The 18,305-nt window shown below is 71.5% G+C and carries 10 protein-coding genes; 6 read left to right on the forward strand and 4 right to left on the reverse strand.

Annotated elements, in window-relative coordinates:
* Nucleotides 1-129 precede the first annotated feature (129 nt).
* Nucleotides 130-1,815 (forward strand): helix-turn-helix domain-containing protein, encoded by a 1,686-nt coding sequence (locus AC29IT_RS17370; RefSeq protein ID WP_488219427.1) that lies wholly within the window; start codon nucleotides 130-132, stop codon nucleotides 1,813-1,815.
* A 360-nt stretch (nucleotides 1,816-2,175) separates the two neighbouring features.
* Complete coding sequence (locus AC29IT_RS17375) at nucleotides 2,176-2,592, forward strand: nuclear transport factor 2 family protein (RefSeq protein WP_488219428.1); 417 nt, start codon at nucleotides 2,176-2,178, stop codon at nucleotides 2,590-2,592.
* Nucleotides 2,593-3,364: 772 nt separating this feature from the next.
* Here AC29IT_RS17375 and AC29IT_RS17380 read toward each other — a convergent pair.
* The 3 genes from AC29IT_RS17380 to AC29IT_RS17390 form a co-directional block, all read right to left on the reverse strand.
* On the reverse strand, nucleotides 3,365-5,392 hold the full coding sequence (locus tag AC29IT_RS17380) for a hypothetical protein (RefSeq protein ID WP_358444100.1): 2,028 nt from the start codon (nucleotides 5,390-5,392) through the stop codon (nucleotides 3,365-3,367).
* Between the two features lie 134 nt (nucleotides 5,393-5,526).
* On the reverse strand, nucleotides 5,527-7,605 hold the full coding sequence (locus AC29IT_RS17385) for an NB-ARC domain-containing protein (protein ID WP_488219429.1): 2,079 nt from the start codon (nucleotides 7,603-7,605) through the stop codon (nucleotides 5,527-5,529).
* 327 nt (nucleotides 7,606-7,932) lie between these two features.
* Nucleotides 7,933-10,002 (reverse strand): tetratricopeptide repeat protein, encoded by a 2,070-nt coding sequence (locus AC29IT_RS17390; protein ID WP_488219430.1) that lies wholly within the window; start codon nucleotides 10,000-10,002, stop codon nucleotides 7,933-7,935.
* Nucleotides 10,003-10,521: 519 nt separating this feature from the next.
* Here AC29IT_RS17390 and AC29IT_RS17395 point away from each other — a divergent pair.
* Together AC29IT_RS17395 and AC29IT_RS17400 are read left to right on the forward strand one after the other, a co-directional pair.
* Nucleotides 10,522-11,046 (forward strand): ATP-binding protein, encoded by a 525-nt coding sequence (locus AC29IT_RS17395; protein WP_358446426.1) that lies wholly within the window; start codon nucleotides 10,522-10,524, stop codon nucleotides 11,044-11,046.
* Between the two features lie 536 nt (nucleotides 11,047-11,582).
* Nucleotides 11,583-12,227 (forward strand): winged helix-turn-helix transcriptional regulator, encoded by a 645-nt coding sequence (locus AC29IT_RS17400; RefSeq protein WP_358446423.1) that lies wholly within the window; start codon nucleotides 11,583-11,585, stop codon nucleotides 12,225-12,227.
* On the opposite strand, the gene AC29IT_RS17405 is transcribed toward AC29IT_RS17400, so the two are convergent.
* Nucleotides 12,224-12,751 carry a helix-turn-helix domain-containing protein gene (locus tag AC29IT_RS17405; RefSeq protein WP_488219431.1) on the reverse strand — a complete coding sequence of 176 codons (528 nt, stop codon included), beginning with the start codon at nucleotides 12,749-12,751 and terminating at the stop codon, nucleotides 12,224-12,226. The genes AC29IT_RS17400 and AC29IT_RS17405 overlap by 4 nt on opposite strands.
* Before the next feature lie 673 nt (nucleotides 12,752-13,424).
* Here AC29IT_RS17405 and AC29IT_RS17410 point away from each other — a divergent pair.
* Both AC29IT_RS17410 and AC29IT_RS17415 read left to right on the forward strand, forming a co-directional pair.
* Nucleotides 13,425-17,456, forward strand: coding sequence for an AAA domain-containing protein (locus tag AC29IT_RS17410; protein WP_488219432.1), 4,032 nt, complete (start codon nucleotides 13,425-13,427; stop codon nucleotides 17,454-17,456).
* Nucleotide 17,457: 1 nt separating this feature from the next.
* Nucleotides 17,458-18,303 (forward strand): hypothetical protein, encoded by an 846-nt coding sequence (locus AC29IT_RS17415; protein ID WP_488219433.1) that lies wholly within the window; start codon nucleotides 17,458-17,460, stop codon nucleotides 18,301-18,303.
* Nucleotides 18,304-18,305: the final 2 nt, after the last annotated feature.

Consider the following 18,305-nt stretch of genomic DNA (forward strand, 5'->3'; position numbering starts at 1 on the left):
GACTCCGCGACTCCGCGACTCCGCGACTCCGCGACTCCGCGACTCCGCGACTCCGCGACTCCGCGACTCCGCGACTCCGCGACTCGACCCTCCTAGCGCCGGGCGGCCGGTGCCGGGCAGCATGGGGCCGTGCTCACTCGATCACCGGACGACGCCGTGACGCGTGAGGCGCGGAACCGCCGGGTCGCGGGGGACGAGCCGGAGCACGGCACCTTCCGGCCGGAGCGCACCGTGCTCGTCATCGGGCGCACCGTCACCTCCACCGCCCGCCTGCTGGATGCGCTGCGGTTCTTCCGGGACGACTTCCGCGTGGACCTGGTGTTCACCGTCAACGACACCTCCCCGCACAGCGGTGGCGCGCTGGAGCTGCTGCGGGAGGAGCGCGCCGAGCGGATCGTGCCGTGGTCGCAGGTGCGCGATCTCCCGTACGCGCTGGCGATCTCGGCGAGCGAGAACGTCGACTTCGCGGAGCTGGACCTGACCCGGCCGGTGGTGGTGCTGCCGCACGGCATCGGTTTCAACAAGCACGTGCACGATCCGAAGACCGGCGGGACCAGGCTGGCGGGCCTGCCGCCGGAATACGCGCTGCGCAGCGGGAAGGTGCTGCTGACGCTGGCGCACGAGTCGCAGCACCGGCAGCTGGCGGCGGTGCGCCCGGAGGTCGCGGGGAACACGGCCGTGGTCGGCGATCCGACCTTCGACCAGCTGCGCGCGAGCCTGCCGCTGCGGGACCGGTTCCGGCGGGAGCTGGACCTGCGCGGCCGCAGGCTGGTGCTGCTGAGCTCGACGTGGGGCGAGGAGTCGGCGCTGGGCCGATCCCGGGAACTGGCCCGGCGGTTGTGCGCGGAGCTGCCCGCCGACGAGTACCGGGTGGCGCTGGCGATGCACCCGAACATCTGGTCGCGCTACGGGGATCTGCGGGTGCGCACCTGGTTCGCCGACGCGTTGGACGCTGGATTGCTGCTGCTGCCGCCGGACGGGGGCTGGCAGGCGGCGCTGGTGGCCGCGCACCAGGTCGTGGGCGATCACGGTTCGGTGAGCCTGTACGCGGCGTGCTTGGGCAAGCCGCTGCTGCTGGCGTCGGTCGGCGCGGAGAGCGTGCCGGGCACACCGGTGGCGGCGTTGGCGGACACCGCCGAGCACCTCGACGTGGCCGGGGACCTGCGCGAGCAGCTCGACGCGTCGTGGCGGACGCACGCCCCGGCCCGGTTCGCCGAGCTGGCCGGGCAGGTGTTCGCGCACCTCGGCGAGGCGACCGGGGTGCTGCGGGAGGTGCTGTACCACGCGCTGGACCTGCCCGTCCCGGACGGGGAACCCCCGCTGCTGCAACCGGCGAATCCTCGGCCGTACCGGCGGGAACCGGCCTCCTTCGAGGTGTTCACCGAGTGCACCGGGCCGGACCGGATCGTGGTGCGGCGGTATCCGGCGGCGGTGCGCCGGGCCGATGGGCCGGTGCGGGAGTCGGCGGTGCAGCGGCACCTGGCGGTGCGGGAGGACGAGCCGCGGCTGCTGCGGCACCAGTCCGCGGCGGTGCTGGTGCGCGAGGGGACGTGCGCGGACGAGGCCACGGCGCTGGCCTGGACCGACCAGGCCCGAGCGGAGTTCCCGGGCGCCCGGGTGTGGCTGGCCGCCCACCCGAACGGCATGACCGCCGCCGTCCGGAACGGACGGACGATGCGCTTCTCCGCCACCGGCGCCGATCCGATGCTGGTGGCATCGGCCGCGCACGCGATCGTCCTCAATGGACTCACTAGCGGCGACTTCACGATCTCCTGCGGTGCCGAGGAAATCCGGCTGACCGCCACCGACCGCTGACCCGGTAGGCGGGCTCGGAGCCACGACCGGCGGAGCCCGGCCGGAACGAGAGGCCCACGGGTGCACCCCCTCTTCCCAGCCGGAGGGGAACGGTTCGCCGAACGGCGCCAGCGGCGAGCGACCGGCACGGTTCCGGTCGAGCTCCCGGGTGTCCACCGGGATGTCAGCGGTCGGGCCACCGCTCCGCAGGGCAATGCGGCCGGGCGAGCGGTCGTGCTGGGCGGTTTCGTGGAGATCGCTGGTCAGTTCGTGGCTGGAGAGCCTTGACACGGGCTGGGAACCATGTGCACCGTTCCCCGGCTCGTCCGAGCCAGCCGCGGTCGGAGCCCGCAGCATCCCTTCTTCACGTGAGGTCGTCCTATGAATCATCTCGCCGATCGTGCCGCCATCCATGATCTCAACACTCGTTACGCGGTTGCCTTCGACGGCTTCCGGCTGGATGAGTCCGCTGGCTGCTGGGCCGAGGATGGCGTCCTCGACGAACGCGAGACCGGCTTCGGCCTGTTCCGAGGGCGCGAGGCGATACGCGACTTCTTCCGCGACTCACTCTTCGCCCATGCCCGCTACATCATCCACGTCATGTTCAACCACCTGGTGACGGACATCGAGGGCGACCGCGCGACGGGGAGTGTCTGCTGCCTCGTGGAAGTGGTGAAGAACGACGGCGGCTACGTTCGTTCCCACGTCCAGTACGAGGACGAATACGTTCGCGTGGACGGGCAGTGGAAGTTCGGCAGCCGCGTCATCAAGCCGTCCTTCCCGGGCGCCCCGGTGTGATCCCTGGAAAGTTCGATTCGGATCGTCTTGCGGCCCACAGGAAGATGCCTGCCCCGTGGAGTCCGGCCAGGTACATGGTCGCGGTCTGCGCAACGCGGGTGGCGGGACCGCGCCACTGCTGCAAGCGATTGATGCACCGTTCGACGGTGTTGCACTGCTCGTACGCCTCGCGGTCGAAGGCGGGTGGCCTACCTCCTCGGCTGCCGCGCCACAGCCGGTGGCCTTGCCGGCCCGCCGGGACGGGGATCACCGCCCGGATACCGCGCTTGTCCAGGTACTGGCGGAGAGCGCGTGCGGAGTTGCCCTGTCCACCAGGACGACTTCCCTGGTCCGAGGACGTCCGCAGCGCGGGGGACGCGCAATCGCGCTCTCACTTCGGTGACGGCCGGAGCGTCCCCGGGCTGTCCGGTCAGGACGAAAGCCAGGGGGCGGCAGTTGCCGTCGGCAGCCAGGCGGATCTTCGTGGTCGGGCCGCCACCAGGCCGGCCGATGGCGTGGTCAGCCGGCTCGCCTGGCCGGAACCCCTTCTCGCGATCCTCGGCCGCATGCTGGTGAGCGCGCACGATCGTGGAGTCCACCGAAACCGACCGGTTACGGCATGACCGCCGCCGTCCGGAACGGACGGACGATGCGCTTCTCCGCCACCGGAGCCGATCCGATGCTCGTGGCATCGGCCGCGCACGCGATCGTCCTCAACGGACTCACTAGCGGCGACTTCACGATCTCCTGCGGTGCCGAGGAAATCCGGCTGACCGCCACCGCCCGCCGACCGCTACCCCAGCACGAAGCGGGCCTGCGATCCGGGACCGGTGGAATCCATCCAGAACGAGAGGATCGCGTGCGCACCCGCCGCCGCCCAGCCGGACGGCGCGCGGCTCGCCAGCGGCAGCACCAGTGGCGCGCGGCCGTCCCGGATCCGGTCGAGCTCGCGGGTCTCGACCAGGACGTCCGCGGTCGGGCCGCCGCTCCCCCACGGCAGCGCGTTCGTGCGGCCGGCCGCGCAGGTGTCGCCATGCCACAGCACGCTGCGCACCGCCCGGCCCTGCTGCAGGTAGTCGACGCGGATGCCGAACATCGCCTGCGCCGAGCCCGGCCGAGTGACGGGCCCGTCGGCTTCGACCTCCACCGGGAGTTCGTCCGGCAGACCGCGGTACTCGGCCCCGACCAGCGCGGTGCCGTCGTCGCCGTCGACGCCCACGTAGGCGATGGCGCGCACCGCGTCGTAGCACCCGTAGGCGTTGCCGCGGACCGACACGGTCCCGTTCGGACTCGCGGTCCGGTCGGCGTGGGTGTGCTTGCGCACGAGTTCGGCGTCCAGGCCGGTCCGGTCCAGCACCGGGTGCGGGGCGGCGGCGCCCACCTCGACGTAGGCGATGCCGGGTCCCGCGACGGTCACCGTCTTCGCCACCGGCCCGGCCGCTCGATCCAGCACCGTGACCTCGGTCGGTTCGAAGGCCCCGTCACCGTCCTCCAGCGGGCTGCCGTGCTCGGCGTCGACGTGGTGGACACGCACCTCGGCGTCCCCGGAGTTCCGCAGGTCGGCGAGCCGCAGGTCGACGGTCTGCGGCTGCTCCGACTCGTTCCAGAGCAGGACGGCGCTGCGATGGGGGTCGCTCGCGGCCATCGCACCCATCCCCGCGGGAAGTCCGCGCACCGCGCCGCGCCGCTCCGGCATCCGCGCGTAGAGCTCCAGCGCGTGGAACAGGGGCAGCTGGAGCGCCCGGCCCCGCTGGTAGGTGATCAGGTGCGGAATCCAGCCGCTGAAGGTGAAGGTCTGGAGGTCGGGAACGCGCAGCGCGTGCTGCAGCGACTTCATGGATCGCACCGCTTCCAGCGTGCTCCCCGCGCGCTTCTCCCAGTCGTGCGGCAGGAACACCCCGGACTGGGCCTGGATGAGGGGCACGTGGTCGAAGTCGGTGCCGAGCGCGTTGCGGGCGCCGTCGAACAGCCCGCCGAGCTCCTCGCCGTAGTTGTTCAGGGTCAGGTAGTCGAAGGGCAGCGCGGGCTGTTCCCGGCGGCGTTCGCGCAGCGCGTCGATCGACGCCTGCAGGTGGGTGCGCCCGCCCAACGCCGGGCGCGCGGTCGTGCTCGGCGTGATGAAGCTGGCCATGCCGAACAGGCCCTGCGGTGCGATGGCGTTGGTGTAGGCGGAGTAGATGTCGGTCATCTGCTTGACCGCGAGGCGATCGGGGGAACCGGTCAGCGTGTGGCTGGGCTCGTTCCAGGTGCACCAGCTGATCGGGTACTCCGCGTACAGCTCGGCCCACTTGCCGATGGCTTCGGCCGAGCGCGCCAGGTCGTCCGGCTTCGGGAACAGGTGCGGGCGGTCGTCCGCGCTGTAATCCCAGAACTGCTGGGGCCCGCCTTCGAGCTGCACCATGATCTCGATGTTCCGGTCGCGGAGCCCGGTGAACAGTTCGTCGAGGAACTCGTTGCGCTGCACGGAGATCTCGCCGTCCGCACCGACCGCGAACGGGTAGGGGGTCAGCGAGGGATAACCGGTGTCGGGGAAGCGGATCTCCGCGTCGTAGAGCGCGGGGCGGATCCGGTCCAGGTGCTGCAGGCTGTCCAGGATGTCGGGTGAGCTCAGCGCCCGCCCCACCCCGATCTTGGATTTGAGCAGGGGGAAGTACTCGGCCGTCCCGAAATCGACGTCGATCGCCGTCCCCGCGGCCGATGTCGCGGACAGGTGCTCGATGCTGCAGCCGCCTACCAGGGCCGCCGCTCCGGCACCGAGAGCGGAGGTCAGGACCACGCGACGGCTGTGCTCAGCGGGGTTCGGCCGGTGCGGGTTGTCCACGAACGGAACCTTTCCTCGGGGCCTTGGTTCAGCAGCGCTGCTGTAGTAACAGTGCGATCGTGCTGGGAAGGCAGGTGGCGGCCCCGCCGGGGTTCCGCCACCCGCCGCACCGGGCGGGATTCGAAGCCGGGCGGTCAGCCCAGCGCGGCCAGTGCTTCCCGCACGCCGTCGGCGCGGGGGCTGCCGTACCGCTCGTAGACGGCGAGCGCGGCGCGCAGGTTCTCCTGCCGCAGTGCGGCATCCCCGCTGGTGGCGGCGACGTCGGCGAGCGCTTCTCGCGCCTGCGCCGCGTAGTAGTGGTCTTCGCCCGCGGTGAGCACCGCGATGGCCTCGTGCAGCGCCGCGGTGGCGTCGTCGAGCGCGCCGAGGTGCGCGTGCGCGGTGCCGATGGCGGCGAGGGCGCGTCCGGCCATCCGCTCGTCCGGCACCGCCCTGATCAGCCGCAGCGCGTCCCGCAGCGTGTCGAGCGCTCGCGCGTGCTCGCCGAGGGCGTCTTCGGCGCAACCCAGGAAGTAGCCGACGAAGGCGCGGCCGCGCGCGTCGCCCGCGGCGGTGAACAGGTCGATCGCCCGCCGGTAGGCGGCGACGGCGGCGGCCGGTTCACCGGTGGCATCCCGGTAGCGGCCGACGAGTTCGTGCACGGAGGCCGTGAGCCGCGGTTCCCCGATCCGTTCGGCGACCGGCAGCGCGGCGTCGAGCTCCGCACGCGCGCGGTCGAAGTGGCCGAGGTCGGTGAACGCGCGGGACGCGAAGCTGCCCAGCCGCGCGGCGGCGTCGGGACGGTCGTCGAGTTCGGCGGCGCGCACCCCGAGTTCGGTGGCGCCGACCCATTCCAGCAGGTGCCGGCGGTTGACGTAGAGGGCGGTGAGCGCTTCGGCGAGCTGCCAGGCCTCCCGGCCCAGCCCTCCGTCCACAGCGGACCGCAGCACCGCGGCGAGCGCGCCGCGCTCCGCGTCCATCCAGGCCAGCGCGTCCTGCTTGGCGCGGTCCCCGGTGAACGGCTGCCGCTGCCCGGCGAGCAGCTCGGCATGCTCGGTGATCCGCAGTCGTCCGGCTCCGAGCACCGCGAGGTCGGCGAACGCGGCCCGGTGCAGGCAGTGCCGCACGATGCGCCGCAGCCCCGCGGCCCGTTCTTCGGCGGAGTCGTGCCGTTCGGCGAGGGAGCGGGCGTGCGCGCGCACCAGGTCGTGCATCCGGTACCGGCCGTCGCCCTCGTCGACGACGAGGTGCGCGTCGACCAGTTCGTCCAGGTCCCGGTACGTCCGGCCGGGGCCGGCGGCGGCTTCCGCGAGGTCGCGGCCGAATTCGCCGACCGGCAGCAGCGCCAGCCGCCGGTACAGCTCGGCGGCCTCGGCGGGCAGCATCTTGTAGGCGACGTTGAACGGGGAGGTCAGGCGCGCGCCGTCGGCCCGGTTCTCGGCGACGAGTTCGGCGACCCGCAGGCTCGGGTGCTTGCGGAGCGCGGCCGCCATGGACCGCAGCATCTCGGGGAATCCGCCGCACAGCCCGGCGAGTTCGCGCATCGCCGCGGGTTCCTGCTCGGCGCGGCGCGCCCCGCACAGCGCCTGCATCAGCTCGCTGCCCGCCTCGTCGGTGAGCGGGTCGATCTCGACGACGGAGGCCTCGTCCAGCAGCAGTTCGCTGAGCCGCCGGTTGCTGGTGACCAGCACGGAGCTGCCCGGCGCGTTGGGCACGAACGGTTCGACCTCGGCCGGTTCGGCGACGTCGTCGAGCAGCACCAGCAGCGGTTTCCCGCTGGTCCAGGTCTGGTAGAGCTCGGTGCGCCCGGCGAGCGTCGCGGGCATCGCCTTGTCCTGCACGCCGAGCCGCCGCAGGCAGTCGCCGAGGGCGTCGCTGATCGCCGCCCCGTCGGCGCCGCGCAGCGTCCCGAAGTCCACGAACAGTTCGCCGCCGGGGTACGCGTCGACCTCGCCCGCGACGTGCCGGGCGGTCGCGGACTTCCCGACGCCGGGCAGCCCGGTGAGCATGACGACCTTCGAGCCGCGGGTGCCGTCGCTGTGCGCGAGGTGCTCGCGCAGCCGGGCCCGCTCCCGTTCCCGGTTGACGAACCCGCTGGTCAACGGCCGGATTTCGTGCGGGATGCGTGCCGGGGCGGTCCCGAAGTAGTTGTCCCCGTAGTGCGCACCCGTCTGCACCACCGGACCGCCGACCGTGCCCGACACGGAGTTCGCGCTCTCCGGCCCGTCGCTCATGCGCCCATCCTCATCACCCGGCAGTAGTCGGCACCCCACCGTACGCGAACGTCCTGACGACGTGGCCGGATCGGGCGATGCGCGGCCCGCCCACCTGCGGCCACCACTCAGGTGCACGTGGTCGCGGGGCCGTTCAGATCGAGATGACGGGGCAGCGCTCCCGGGGCTCGGATCACCGCCCCAGTGGTCCGGACGTCCACCTGGGAGCCCGTTCCACTGCGGTGACCGGCCGCTCGCGGTCGGCCTCGCGCCGGGCATCGCCGACGACTCCGGAGCGGCGAGTTCACCTCCCCGGGGCCGGCGGTGCGGGCGCTCCACCGGTGACGCCTACCGCACCGGGACGGCGAGGCCCAGTTCGATCTCCAGTTCGTGGCGGCGGCGGGAGTTGTCCCGCGCCAGGTCCGCGTCCCCGGCGAGCTCGGCGGTGGTGGCGAGTTCCGCCCTGGCCTCGTACTCGTAGACGGAATAGCCGCCGGTGGACAGGATCGCCACCGCTTCGAGCAGCGAGGTCGCGGACGCCTCGACGTCACCGAGCCCCCGCTGCACGACGCCGATCGAAGCCCAGCAGCGACCCACCATCCGGGACTCGCCGGTGTCCTCGAAACCGCTCAGCGCGGCGCGCAGCGTCGGCAGCGCATCGGGCGAGCCGTCCTCGCCGAGCGATTGGCCGCGGTACATGCGGACGATCAATCCTCCCCGTCGGTCTCGGGCCGCGGTGAACAGCTCCTCCGCCCGCAGGTAGGCGGCGATCGCGGAGCCGTCGATCTCGTCGTCGGGAACCACGGTTCCCGCCGCGATCGCCCCGACGACAACGGCGCGGTAGCGCCCGATGCGCTCGTGCACCGAGGCGCACAGCCGCAGGTCACCGTCCTCCCGGGCGAGCCGGAGCGCCTCTGCCAGCGCGCTCCGCGCCTCCTCGAAGCGACCCCGCTGGACCAGCGGCCGGGTGCCGAAGCTGGACAGCCGGGCGACCGCGGCCAGGTCACCGTCCGCGTGCGCGGCCTGGACGCCGATCAGCGTGTACTTGATCCAATCGTCGACGTGTCCCTGGTTCACGTACAGGGCCGTCAACGCCTCCACCAACTGCCACGCCTGCCGCGGGAGACCGTGCGCGGCGGCCTCATCGACCAGCCATTGCAGGAGGATGCGGTTCGCCGCCAGCCAGTCGAGCGCACGCTGCTCGCCGCCTCCACCCCGGAACCGATCGCACGGGTGCATGCGTCCTCGCGTCGCGACGCGCAGCCGATCCTCGGTCAGCACCGCCACGTCCGCGGCGTGGGCGGTCGGGAGGTAGCCGTCCGCCAACGACCGCACCGCCTCGCGCTTCTCCTCGTCCGACGTTCGGATGTGCCATTCGTGAGCCGCGTGCCGGTGGACGAGCCGATCCGCGCGGAGTCGCCCCATCCCGTCGTCCGCGATCACGTCCCACTCGATGAAGCGCCGGATCTCGCCCCACGCTGCTCCGAGCTCCCGGTTCCAGAGGAGCGCCAGCGTCTCGGCGGTGAAGTACGGAACCCCCACCATGCCGAGAGAACGGTAGCGAGCCCGGTCGGCTTCGGACAGCGATTCGTAGAAGGGCCTGAGGAAATCCAGTTCGTCCGGGGCGCGCAGGATGCGGTCGATGTACTCGGCGACGTCCTCGCTCCGGCACACCCGCAACCGGTCGGCCACCCGCCGCAGCATCCCGGGATGGTCGCCGCACGCCTTGGCGAGCGCCGCCACCACATCCGGAGATTCATCGGAGAGCCGTCGGCACCGGCCGACGAGCATCTCCACCGCATGCTCGCGGCTGAGCGGTTCGATGCGCACCACGTGGTCCTCCGCCACCGAGTAGCCGTCGAGTCGCGTCGTCCAGCTGGTCACGACCACGACGCTGCCCGCTGCTCCGGGGCGGAACTGCTCTGCTTCGGCAGCGGATCTGGCGCCGTCGACGAGCACGGCCACCGGTCCCCCGCTGGTCCGCTTCGTGAACATGTCGCGCTGGGTTTGGTGTTTCGGCGAGATCAGCTGGGGCGCCACGCCGTCTGCTATCAGCACCTCCCGGAGGACATCGCCGTCCTCCGCGTCGTCGCGGTAGCCGTCCAGGTGGATGACGATCACCGGCAGGTCCCAGTACCGGTCGATCGCCCTCATCGCCACCGCGGTCTTGCCGACTTCGATGAGACCGGACACCACCAGCACGCGGACCAGATTCGGATCTCGGGATTCGATCAGCTCGCCGAGCTGCCGCACGGGCTCGGTCTGGTTGTAGAAGGGCTGGTCGAGCGGGCTGAACTTGTGGCCGACCGGCTGCCGATCGCCGCCGGACACCACGGTCCCGGCGTTGATCGCGATCTGCTGGACATCACCGCCTGCGCGCCCGTCGAAGTGGTTCTCGATCGAATTCGACTCGCCCATCCGGCCACCTCGCAGCGCACCATCCGTGTCGGTTGGATCACCCTACGCTGTCGGCGACCGGATTCGCGCCGTTCTCCGGAACTCCGCGCGGCCGACCAGCATGCCGAGAACTTTCACCCTCAGTGCGAACCCGCGAGGCCGCTTCGGCATTTCGGCTATGATCACGAGTGCGGCGTCGACGGGAATGCTGATCGCCGTTGGAGGATTCCCGGTTGGCGAGGGGAAACCCGCGGTAGGACGTTCCCGCGGGGAAATCCACCGTCCGCAACGGAATCGCGCCGAGCATTGCCGAGGAACCCGGCCCATCGGCGCGGCGGGTGCGCACAGTGGATCGATCCTGGTGCCTCCGCCGCACCGCACGAAGGCCCTGCCGCGTCCGGATCGTGACTGTCGCGCGGACGGCCTGGCATGACACCCTCGGCGGCAACCCTGCCGGACACGGGAGAAAGTCAGGTTGGCAAGATACGGAGTCCGGGTGACGGCTGCGGCTCGCACCGGAGCACGACAGGAAGGAACCAGGTGAACGCCGACACCGCACAGGTCGACGACCTGCGACTCATCGCACTGCCCACCGCGATGAACTGCACTGACATCTTCGTGCGCTTCACCCTCAGCGAGTGGTCGCTGCGACCGCTGGCGGACGAGGCCGCGCAGACCACGCTGAGCATGGTGGACGCCGCGGTGCAGGCATCCGACCCGAAATCTCCGGGATTCCTCACGATCAGGTTGCGGTTGCGCGGCGATTGCCTGGTCATCGAGGTGGAGGACGAGACCCGGGGCCACGCTCCCGCCACGTTGCAGGCATTAGAGGGGAAGCGCACCGGCGTGGAACCGCTGCGCGGGGTCGGGAACCGCCGCTGGTGCGAGCTGGGGCTCCCCCCTGGGATGAGCGCCTCCGCCGTTCCGCTGCCGCGCCGCGAGAAGCGCCGCTCCCCCGCCGCCGAGGCGCTCGGGGACGAGCCGGAAGAGCTGGACCCGCAGGTCATGCAGCGACTGCTGTCCGGGTTGAACAACGCGGGCGGCGGGCACCGCAGGCCCGAGTGAGCGGAGGTCCCGGACGCGGAACGGGGTGCTCTCCGCGCCTGGGGCCCTGCTGAGAACGCCCGCGAGCATCGCGGGGATCGGGAGTTCCACGCCGTCGGGCAGCGGTTGCGCGCCCGGCAGCCGATTCGTGCCCGTTAGCCGATTTGCCCGCAAGCCGATTTGCCCGACAGCCGATTCGTGCGGCGCGTCGATCGCGCTCGCCCGTGGCGATTGTTCGCCACCGATGTCTTCCCGAGCGCCCTGCCCCGCCTCCGCCGCGGTGCGCCGATGACCGTTCTCCGGAGACGCTTTCCCGGAATTGGCCCCCGCTCCGGTGTGAATGCGATTCTTCGTTGCGGCCGACGGGGTTCACGAGTCGCTCCCGTCCGCCAATCCGCGGCGCAGCGGGTTTCGCGGTGCGGTTCCGCGACATCCGGCGGAATCGGACTCCTCGGCGGAATTCTCCCTCGCCGCCGGAGCCGTACCGCCGAGCGCGGAACCCGCCGACCCGGGTGAACCGCACCCGGCGCCGGAAAGGCGGGCCGTATCATGGGCGCGTGCCGGAGGGAGCGACCGAAGTCCGCTACGACGAGGTGTTCGTCGCCGCGGTCGGCGTGCTCAACACCCGCTGGGCGCTGCACGTCGTGCACGCGCTGAGCCCCGGCCCGCTCGGGTTCAACGAGCTGCGCAGGCAGATTCCCGGCCCCGGCCCGAGCACCCTCAAGCAGCGGCTCTCCGAACTCGCCGAGGCGGGCCTGGTGCACCGCGAGGTGCTGCACGGTTCCCCGCCCCGCACCCGCTATTCGCTGACGGAGCGCGGTGCAGGCCTGCGCCCGATGTTCGCCGAGATGACCGCGTGGGCGACCCGGAACGGGTTGCGCCCCACCGAACCCGGCGAGGTCTCCGGCGGCGTCCTGGGCATGTTCCAGGAGAAGTGGGCGATGCACGTGGTGTGCGTGCTGCTGACCGGCCCGCGGGGGTTCAACGAACTCGCCCGCGAGGTCGGGATCAGCCAGGTCACCCTGTCGCAGCGGCTCGGCGAGCTGGAACGGCGCGGCCTGGTCGACCACGATCGCGGCGGGCGGCCCGCGACCTACGCGCTGAGCGAGGCGGGCATGGACTTCCGCGTGGTCGCCGAGCCGCTGGTGGCGTGGGCGCAGGCCTTGCACGCGCACCAGGAGCGGCCGGCCGCGCGCGGCTAGCCCTCGACGGCGGTGCGCCGCGGATCGGCCGGGGCGGGCGCGGGCCGGATGCGCCGGGCCTGCTCGGGGACCACGACCTCGTCGCACCCGTTGAGGTAGTCCGGGGTGGTGCCGAGCAGCGCGGCGAGCCCGTCCACGATCTCGGCGCGCGGATTCGTGTTCCGGCCGCACGCGAGCTGCTGCAGGTACTGCGTCGAGACCTTCACCTGCCGTGAGCGGTGCAACTGGTCGGCCAGCGCGGCCAGCGAGCAGCCCCGCTGCCGGTACAGGTCGCGGAAGCGCTTGCCGAGGAACTGCCGGTCGCACCCGGTGATGTAGGCCACGGACGTCTTGAGGAGCCCGGCCAGCTCGGCGGCGTACGGCGGAAGCGGCGAATCCGGCGCACGGCCCAGTTTCGCGAGCCCTTCCCTGGACACCACGACCCCGCGCTTGCGCAGGTCACGGGCCAGTTCCGGGTAGCCGTAGCCGCGCTGCTCGCAGAGCAGCCGGAAGCGCCGCGCGCTGACGCGCCGATCACCCGACACGACGAACACCCCCAGGAAGCACGGGGGTGCGGTACCCCCGTCCTCCCACTGTAGGCGCAGATCCCCTTGTATTCGGCGGGCGCCACAATTTAGGCTGCTCACCAGCAGGAATCAACCCAGTCGCACTCGTCTTCTCCGGAGGGCCGCGACTGGACCTCCGGTGCGTCCGCCACGGCTCGGCCCGGTGCGCCGCGTTCCTGCCGCCCGAACCAGGGGGTCAGGGTGCGCCGCGCACGCGGTGCCGCGCCGGATGCGTTGCTCCGGGGATGCATCGCATCCGGCGCGCAAGACCCCGCCGAGTCCACTGTGCACTGATCCGGATCCCGATTCCGGCCGCCGGACGCACGTTTTCGCGCTCCGCGCGGCGCACTCGTCGACATGATCCGGAAATCGAGAACACCGGCCGAGCGCCTCGGCGAGATCCCCGGCCGCGGGCGTGTTGACACGAAGTCCGGAACTCCTGATCCAGGACCCCGTGCAACGAGTCACGGGCCGTGCGGCACGATGCAGAAGAACCAATCGGAACTGCGCCGCACACCGAAGATGTCTCACTCTTTCGGCCGATTGCCGCTGGTCCGGTGGTTCGAGAATCTATCGGGCTCGCCGCGATCGGCGGCCCTGCACCGCGCCAGCAGGAATCAGTGCGACATTTCCGGTAGAGGAGATCCGCGGCATGTCCGCCGACCAGCACGATCAGCGCCTCGACCTCGTGCGCGCCGAAGCAGAGCAATGGGCGAAGAACCTCATCGAGTTCGGCCCGCAGAACACGCTGCTGCACTTCAAGAACACGAAGACGACGAGCTTGGACCTGTCGAATGCAAAACCCGCATTCGTGCGGGATCTATTGCTCGGAAAGCCGGTGAAGCTCAGCGCGCTGTTCGAGGATTCCGCGGCGCACAAGGACGCGTGCACCCGCGCCCGCTCGCTGCGGCGCACCATGACGGCGTTCACCGAGGAACAGGGCATCGACATCGGAAAGGTCGCGCAAGGCCTGGTCGTGGCCGGACCCCGGCACGGCTCGACCCCGCACGCACCCGCGCGGACCACTCGCGCGCCGCTGCTGCTGCGGTCGCTGCGGATCATCGCGCGCACGTCCGCCGAGAGCGAGTTCGTGCTGGAGGCCGAGCGCGACGTGGAGATCAACCCGGTGCTGCTGCACGCGCTCGACCAGGACTACGGCCTCGACCTGGACCTGCCCGCGTTCACCGCCACCGTGCAGGAGGTGCTGGGGGCCACCGAGGATCCGCAGGAGCAGGTGGACCGGGTGAGCGCCGAACTCACCTCGATCGCCGAGCGGCAGGGCGTGCCGCTCGACGTGGAGCCCGCCGTGGTGTGCGGCCTGTTCAACTACGCCAAGCAGCCGATGGTCGAAGACCTGCAGCAGGCCGTGGAACTGCTCGCCGAGCACGACCTGGTCGCGGCGCTCGCCGGGCACGAACCGGCGCGGGCGGACGTGCGCGCGCAGGCCGCGGGATACGACGCCCCGGCCGCGGACTCGGTGGAACCGGCTGCGGAATTCCTGGTGCAGGACGCCGATTCCTCGCAACAGCGGGCCATCGACACGGCGCTGGCGGGGCACCACGTGCTCGTCGAAGGACCGCCGGGCACCGGCAAGAGCCAGACGATCGCGAACATCATCGCGGGTGCGGCGGCGCGCGGGAAGCGGGTGCTGTTCGTCTCCGAGAAGCGGGCCGCGATCGAGGCGGTCACCGGCCGGCTGGCGCAGGTCGGTCTGGACAAGCTGGTCTTCGACCTGCACCAGCAGCGGGTGGACAAGAAGCACGTGGCCCGCCAGCTGCAGGACAGCCTGGAGTCGGCGGGGCGGCACGCGCGGCCGGACGTGGGCGGCAACCACCGGGACGTGCGCAAGCGTCGCGCCGCGTCGCGCCAGTACTCCGACGAGCTGCACTGGCCACGCGACCCGTGGCGGCTCAGCGCGTTCCAGGTCCAGGCGAAGTTGCTGGAACTCCGCGCGCCCGCATCGCCGCACGTGTTCGCCAAGTCCGTCCTGCACCTGCTCGACGCGGACACCGCCGCGCGGCTGGAGGACGACCTGCGCGGCTTCATCGACAAGGGCGGCCTGCGGGTGGTGCGGCGGGAATCGCCCTGGTGGCAGGCGGAGATCCGCAGTGCGCAGGACATCGAGGAGATCCTGGTCCAGCTCAACTCGCTGGCGAAGGAGACCATGCACGCGGGTCGGCAGAGCATGACCTCGGTGCTGCGCCAGACCGGTCTGCGCACCCCGCTGGACCTGGCGGGCTGGCAGGAAGTGCTGCACCTGCTGGGCGGGGTCAACGACAGCGTGCGCGAGTTCGGGCCGGACGTGTTCGGCACCTTGCTCGACGACTGGTACTTCGCGGTCGCCTCGCGGCGCGAACGCGCCCAGGCGGGGAACGGGCTCGGCTGGCTGGCCCGCAGGCGGCTGCGCAAGGAGATCACCCGGGCCTCCACCGACGGGATCAAGCAGCGCTCGGTGCTGCATCGCAAGCTCGGCGCCGTCCGCGAGCAGCGGGACCGCTGGCAGGCGCTCGGCGACCCAGCCGGGCACCCGTCCGAGGTGACCGGGCTCGGCGAGACGATGGAGCGGTTCAACACCTTGCGCGACCAGCTCACCTCGGTGGCGCTGTTCGCGAAGCTCAGCGACGTGGAGCGCAAACCGGTCGAGCAGGTGGACGCCGAGCTGGACGAGCTGCTCGCCGACCAGGACACGCTGTGGCGGATGGAGGACATCACCAGGCTGCTCGGCGAGTTCGACCGGCTGGGCCTCGGCCAGCTGGTGCAGGACATCGCCCGCCAGGGCCTCGACGGCGACGCGGCCTGGGCGTTGTTCCAGCACACCTGGTTGAAGTCGCTACTCGACCGGTTCAAGCTGGACTCCCCCGCGCTGCGCGGTTTCACCGCCGCCGAGCACGACCGCCTGGTGCGCGACTACCGCGATGCCGACCGGGAGCACCGCGCCTCGGCCGCCGACCGGGTGCTGTGGGAGGTCGGCAAGGCGTTGCGCCAGGTGCGCGACGACCATCCGGACGAGACGAAGCTGCTGCGGGAGCAGGCGAACAAGAAGTCCCGGCACATGCCGCTGCGCCGTCTGGTAGAGCACGCGCCGAACGTGCTGCTGGCGCTGTTCCCGTGCTGGGCGATGTCGCCGCTGGTGGTGAGCCGGACGCTGCCCGCGCAGCGGTTGTTCGACCTGGTCGTCTTCGACGAGGCGAGCCAGGTCCAGCCGCAGGACGCGATCGCGACGATCGCGCGCGGCAGCAGCCTGGTGGTGGCCGGGGACGACAAGCAGCTGCCGCCGTCGAACTTCTTCGGCCGGATGCTCGTCGAGGACGGGGAGAGCGACGAGACGGGGCTGCGGGACTACGAGTCGATCTTGACGGCGATGCGGACGTGGATCCCGCGCCAAGAGCAGCTGGAGTGGCACTACCGCAGCAGGGACGAACGGCTCATCGCGTTCTCGAACCGGGAGATCTACGGCGACGGCCTGGTCACCTTCCCCGGTTCCAGCAAGGAACCGCCGGTGTCGCTGCACGTCGTGGACGGGGTGGCCTCGCCGGGACAGGACGGGTCCGCGCCCGCCGAGGTGGAGCGGGTCGTGGAGCTGGTGCTGGAGCACGCCGCGACGCGCCCCGGGGAGAGCCTCGGCGTGATCGCGATGGGCGACAAGCACGCGGCGCGGATCGAGACGCAGGTGCGCCGAGCGGTGCAGGAACGCCCGGACGTGCAGGAGTTCTTCGACGCGCAGGCCGACCCCGGCTCCCGGTTCTTCGTGAAGAACCTGGAGCGGGTGCAGGGCGACGAACGGGACGCGATCATCCTCACCATCGGCGTGGCCAAGCGCATCACCGGCCGGGTGGACGGGCGCAGCTTCGGGCCGCTGAACCGCGAGGGCGGCGAGCGGCGGCTGAACGTGGCGGTGACCCGCGCGAAGCGGCGGATGAGCGTGGTGTGCTCGTTCCAGCCGGGCGACCTGGCGCCCTCGGACACCGTCAACGGCACCGAGCTGTTGCGCCGCTACCTGGAGTTCGCGCAGCGGCACGGGGAGATCGACCAGGTGGGGCGGCGGCTGCCGCAGGAGCTCAACGGTTTCGAGCAGGACGTGCGGCGCGCGCTGACCGAGCGGGGCGTCGAGGTGCACCCGCAGTGGGGCTTCTCCGGGTACCGCATCGATTTCGCGCTGGCGCACCGGGATCGGCCGGGCCGGATGGTGCTAGCGGTCGAGGCGGACGGCGACAGCTACCACCAGGCGCACAGCGTCCGCGAACGCGACCGGCTGCGGCAGGCGCACCTGGAGAACCTGGGCTGGCGCTTCCACCGGGTGTGGGCATCGGCGTGGTTCGCGGACCGCGCGGGCGAGACCGAGAAGATCCTCAAGGCGTGGGAGGAGGCGATGCGCGACGCGGACGCGGAACCCCTCGCCGAGCCGCCCGCCGAGCCGGTCCGCGGGTCCGGGCCTTCCCCCGAATCGCGGCGCGGACCGCGCCCGGACGTGCTGCCCGGCCAGCCGATGGACAAGTACACCGAGCGGGAGCTGATCGGGCTGTGCCGCTGGCTGCTGCGCGACGGCCTGCAGCTGGACCGCGAGGAACGCATCACCCAGGCCATGGCCGAACTGGGCAAGGCCAAGCGCGGCCGGGTCATCGTGCAGCGCTTGACCCGCGCCGTGCAGATCGCCCAGGACCAAGCAGATCGGGAGGACCGCTGACATGTTGCCCTTGGACGACCGCACCGCCGAACGGGTCGCCGCCGTGATCGTGGACATGGGCGGGCCGTACGAGCGGAAGTCGTACGAGCTGGAGCCGCTGCTGCGCCGGGCGGGCTGGACGCCTGCCCCCGAGTACGACGGGACGCCGCGAGTGCCGTGGCTGGCCGAGCAGCTGATCGAGAACCGGGACGACCACGCGCGCATCGAGCGGCTGCTGTGCCGGGTGTGCGATCCGGTGGAGCACGACGAGGGCCGGGTGATCGCCGAGAAGTTCCGGGAACAGCTCAACGAGAAGCTGGACGCCGAACGGCTCGTCATCTCGCTCGTCGACGGCCGCCCCGTGCTCGGCGAGGTCGGAACCGACGGGACGGCGCGCTACTCCGCACCGGAGAACCTCGCGCAGCGCCTACCGCGGCTGATCGCCGATGCAAAGGCGGTCGACCGGCTGCTCAACCGCTCCCGGGAAGCGGAGCTGTGCGAGCAGGTCGGGGCGCACACCATGGCCATCATCAGCATCGGCAGTTTCGTGGAGGGACTGCTGTACTCCCTGTTCATGGAGCGCGACGAGAAGATCCGCGAAGAGGGCTTCATCGGCACGACGGGCCGCAAGTTCAAGCCGGACAAGGCAGGTCTCCAGATCATGCTCGACACCGCGCACGAGCGGAACTGGATCCAAGGCGATGCGAAGAACTTCGCCGATCACGTCGTGGAGTTCCGCAACTTCGTCCACCCCGCCGCGGAGCTGCGGGGAGCGGTGACGTTCGACGACGACACCGTGATGATGTGCTGGGCGCCGGTGCGCGCGCTGCTCAACGACCTGGAGGAGCACCTGCCCGCGGTGTCCTGACC

The organism is Saccharopolyspora sp. MMCC62 (assembly GCF_057736575.1).

Bases quoted from the DNA above. Each gene is read 5' to 3' on its own strand.
- AC29IT_RS17375 (WP_488219428.1), top strand. From the start codon at position 2,176: ATGAATCATCTCGCCGATCGTGCCGCCATCCATGATCTCAACACTCGT.
- AC29IT_RS17385 (WP_488219429.1), bottom strand. From the start codon at position 7,605: ATGAGCGACGGGCCGGAGAGCGCGAACTCCGTGTCGGGCACGGTCGGC.
- AC29IT_RS17390 (WP_488219430.1), bottom strand. From the start codon at position 10,002: ATGGGCGAGTCGAATTCGATCGAGAACCACTTCGACGGGCGCGCAGGC.
- AC29IT_RS17410 (WP_488219432.1), top strand. From the start codon at position 13,425: ATGTCCGCCGACCAGCACGATCAGCGCCTCGACCTCGTGCGCGCCGAA.
- AC29IT_RS17415 (WP_488219433.1), top strand. From the start codon at position 17,458: ATGTTGCCCTTGGACGACCGCACCGCCGAACGGGTCGCCGCCGTGATC.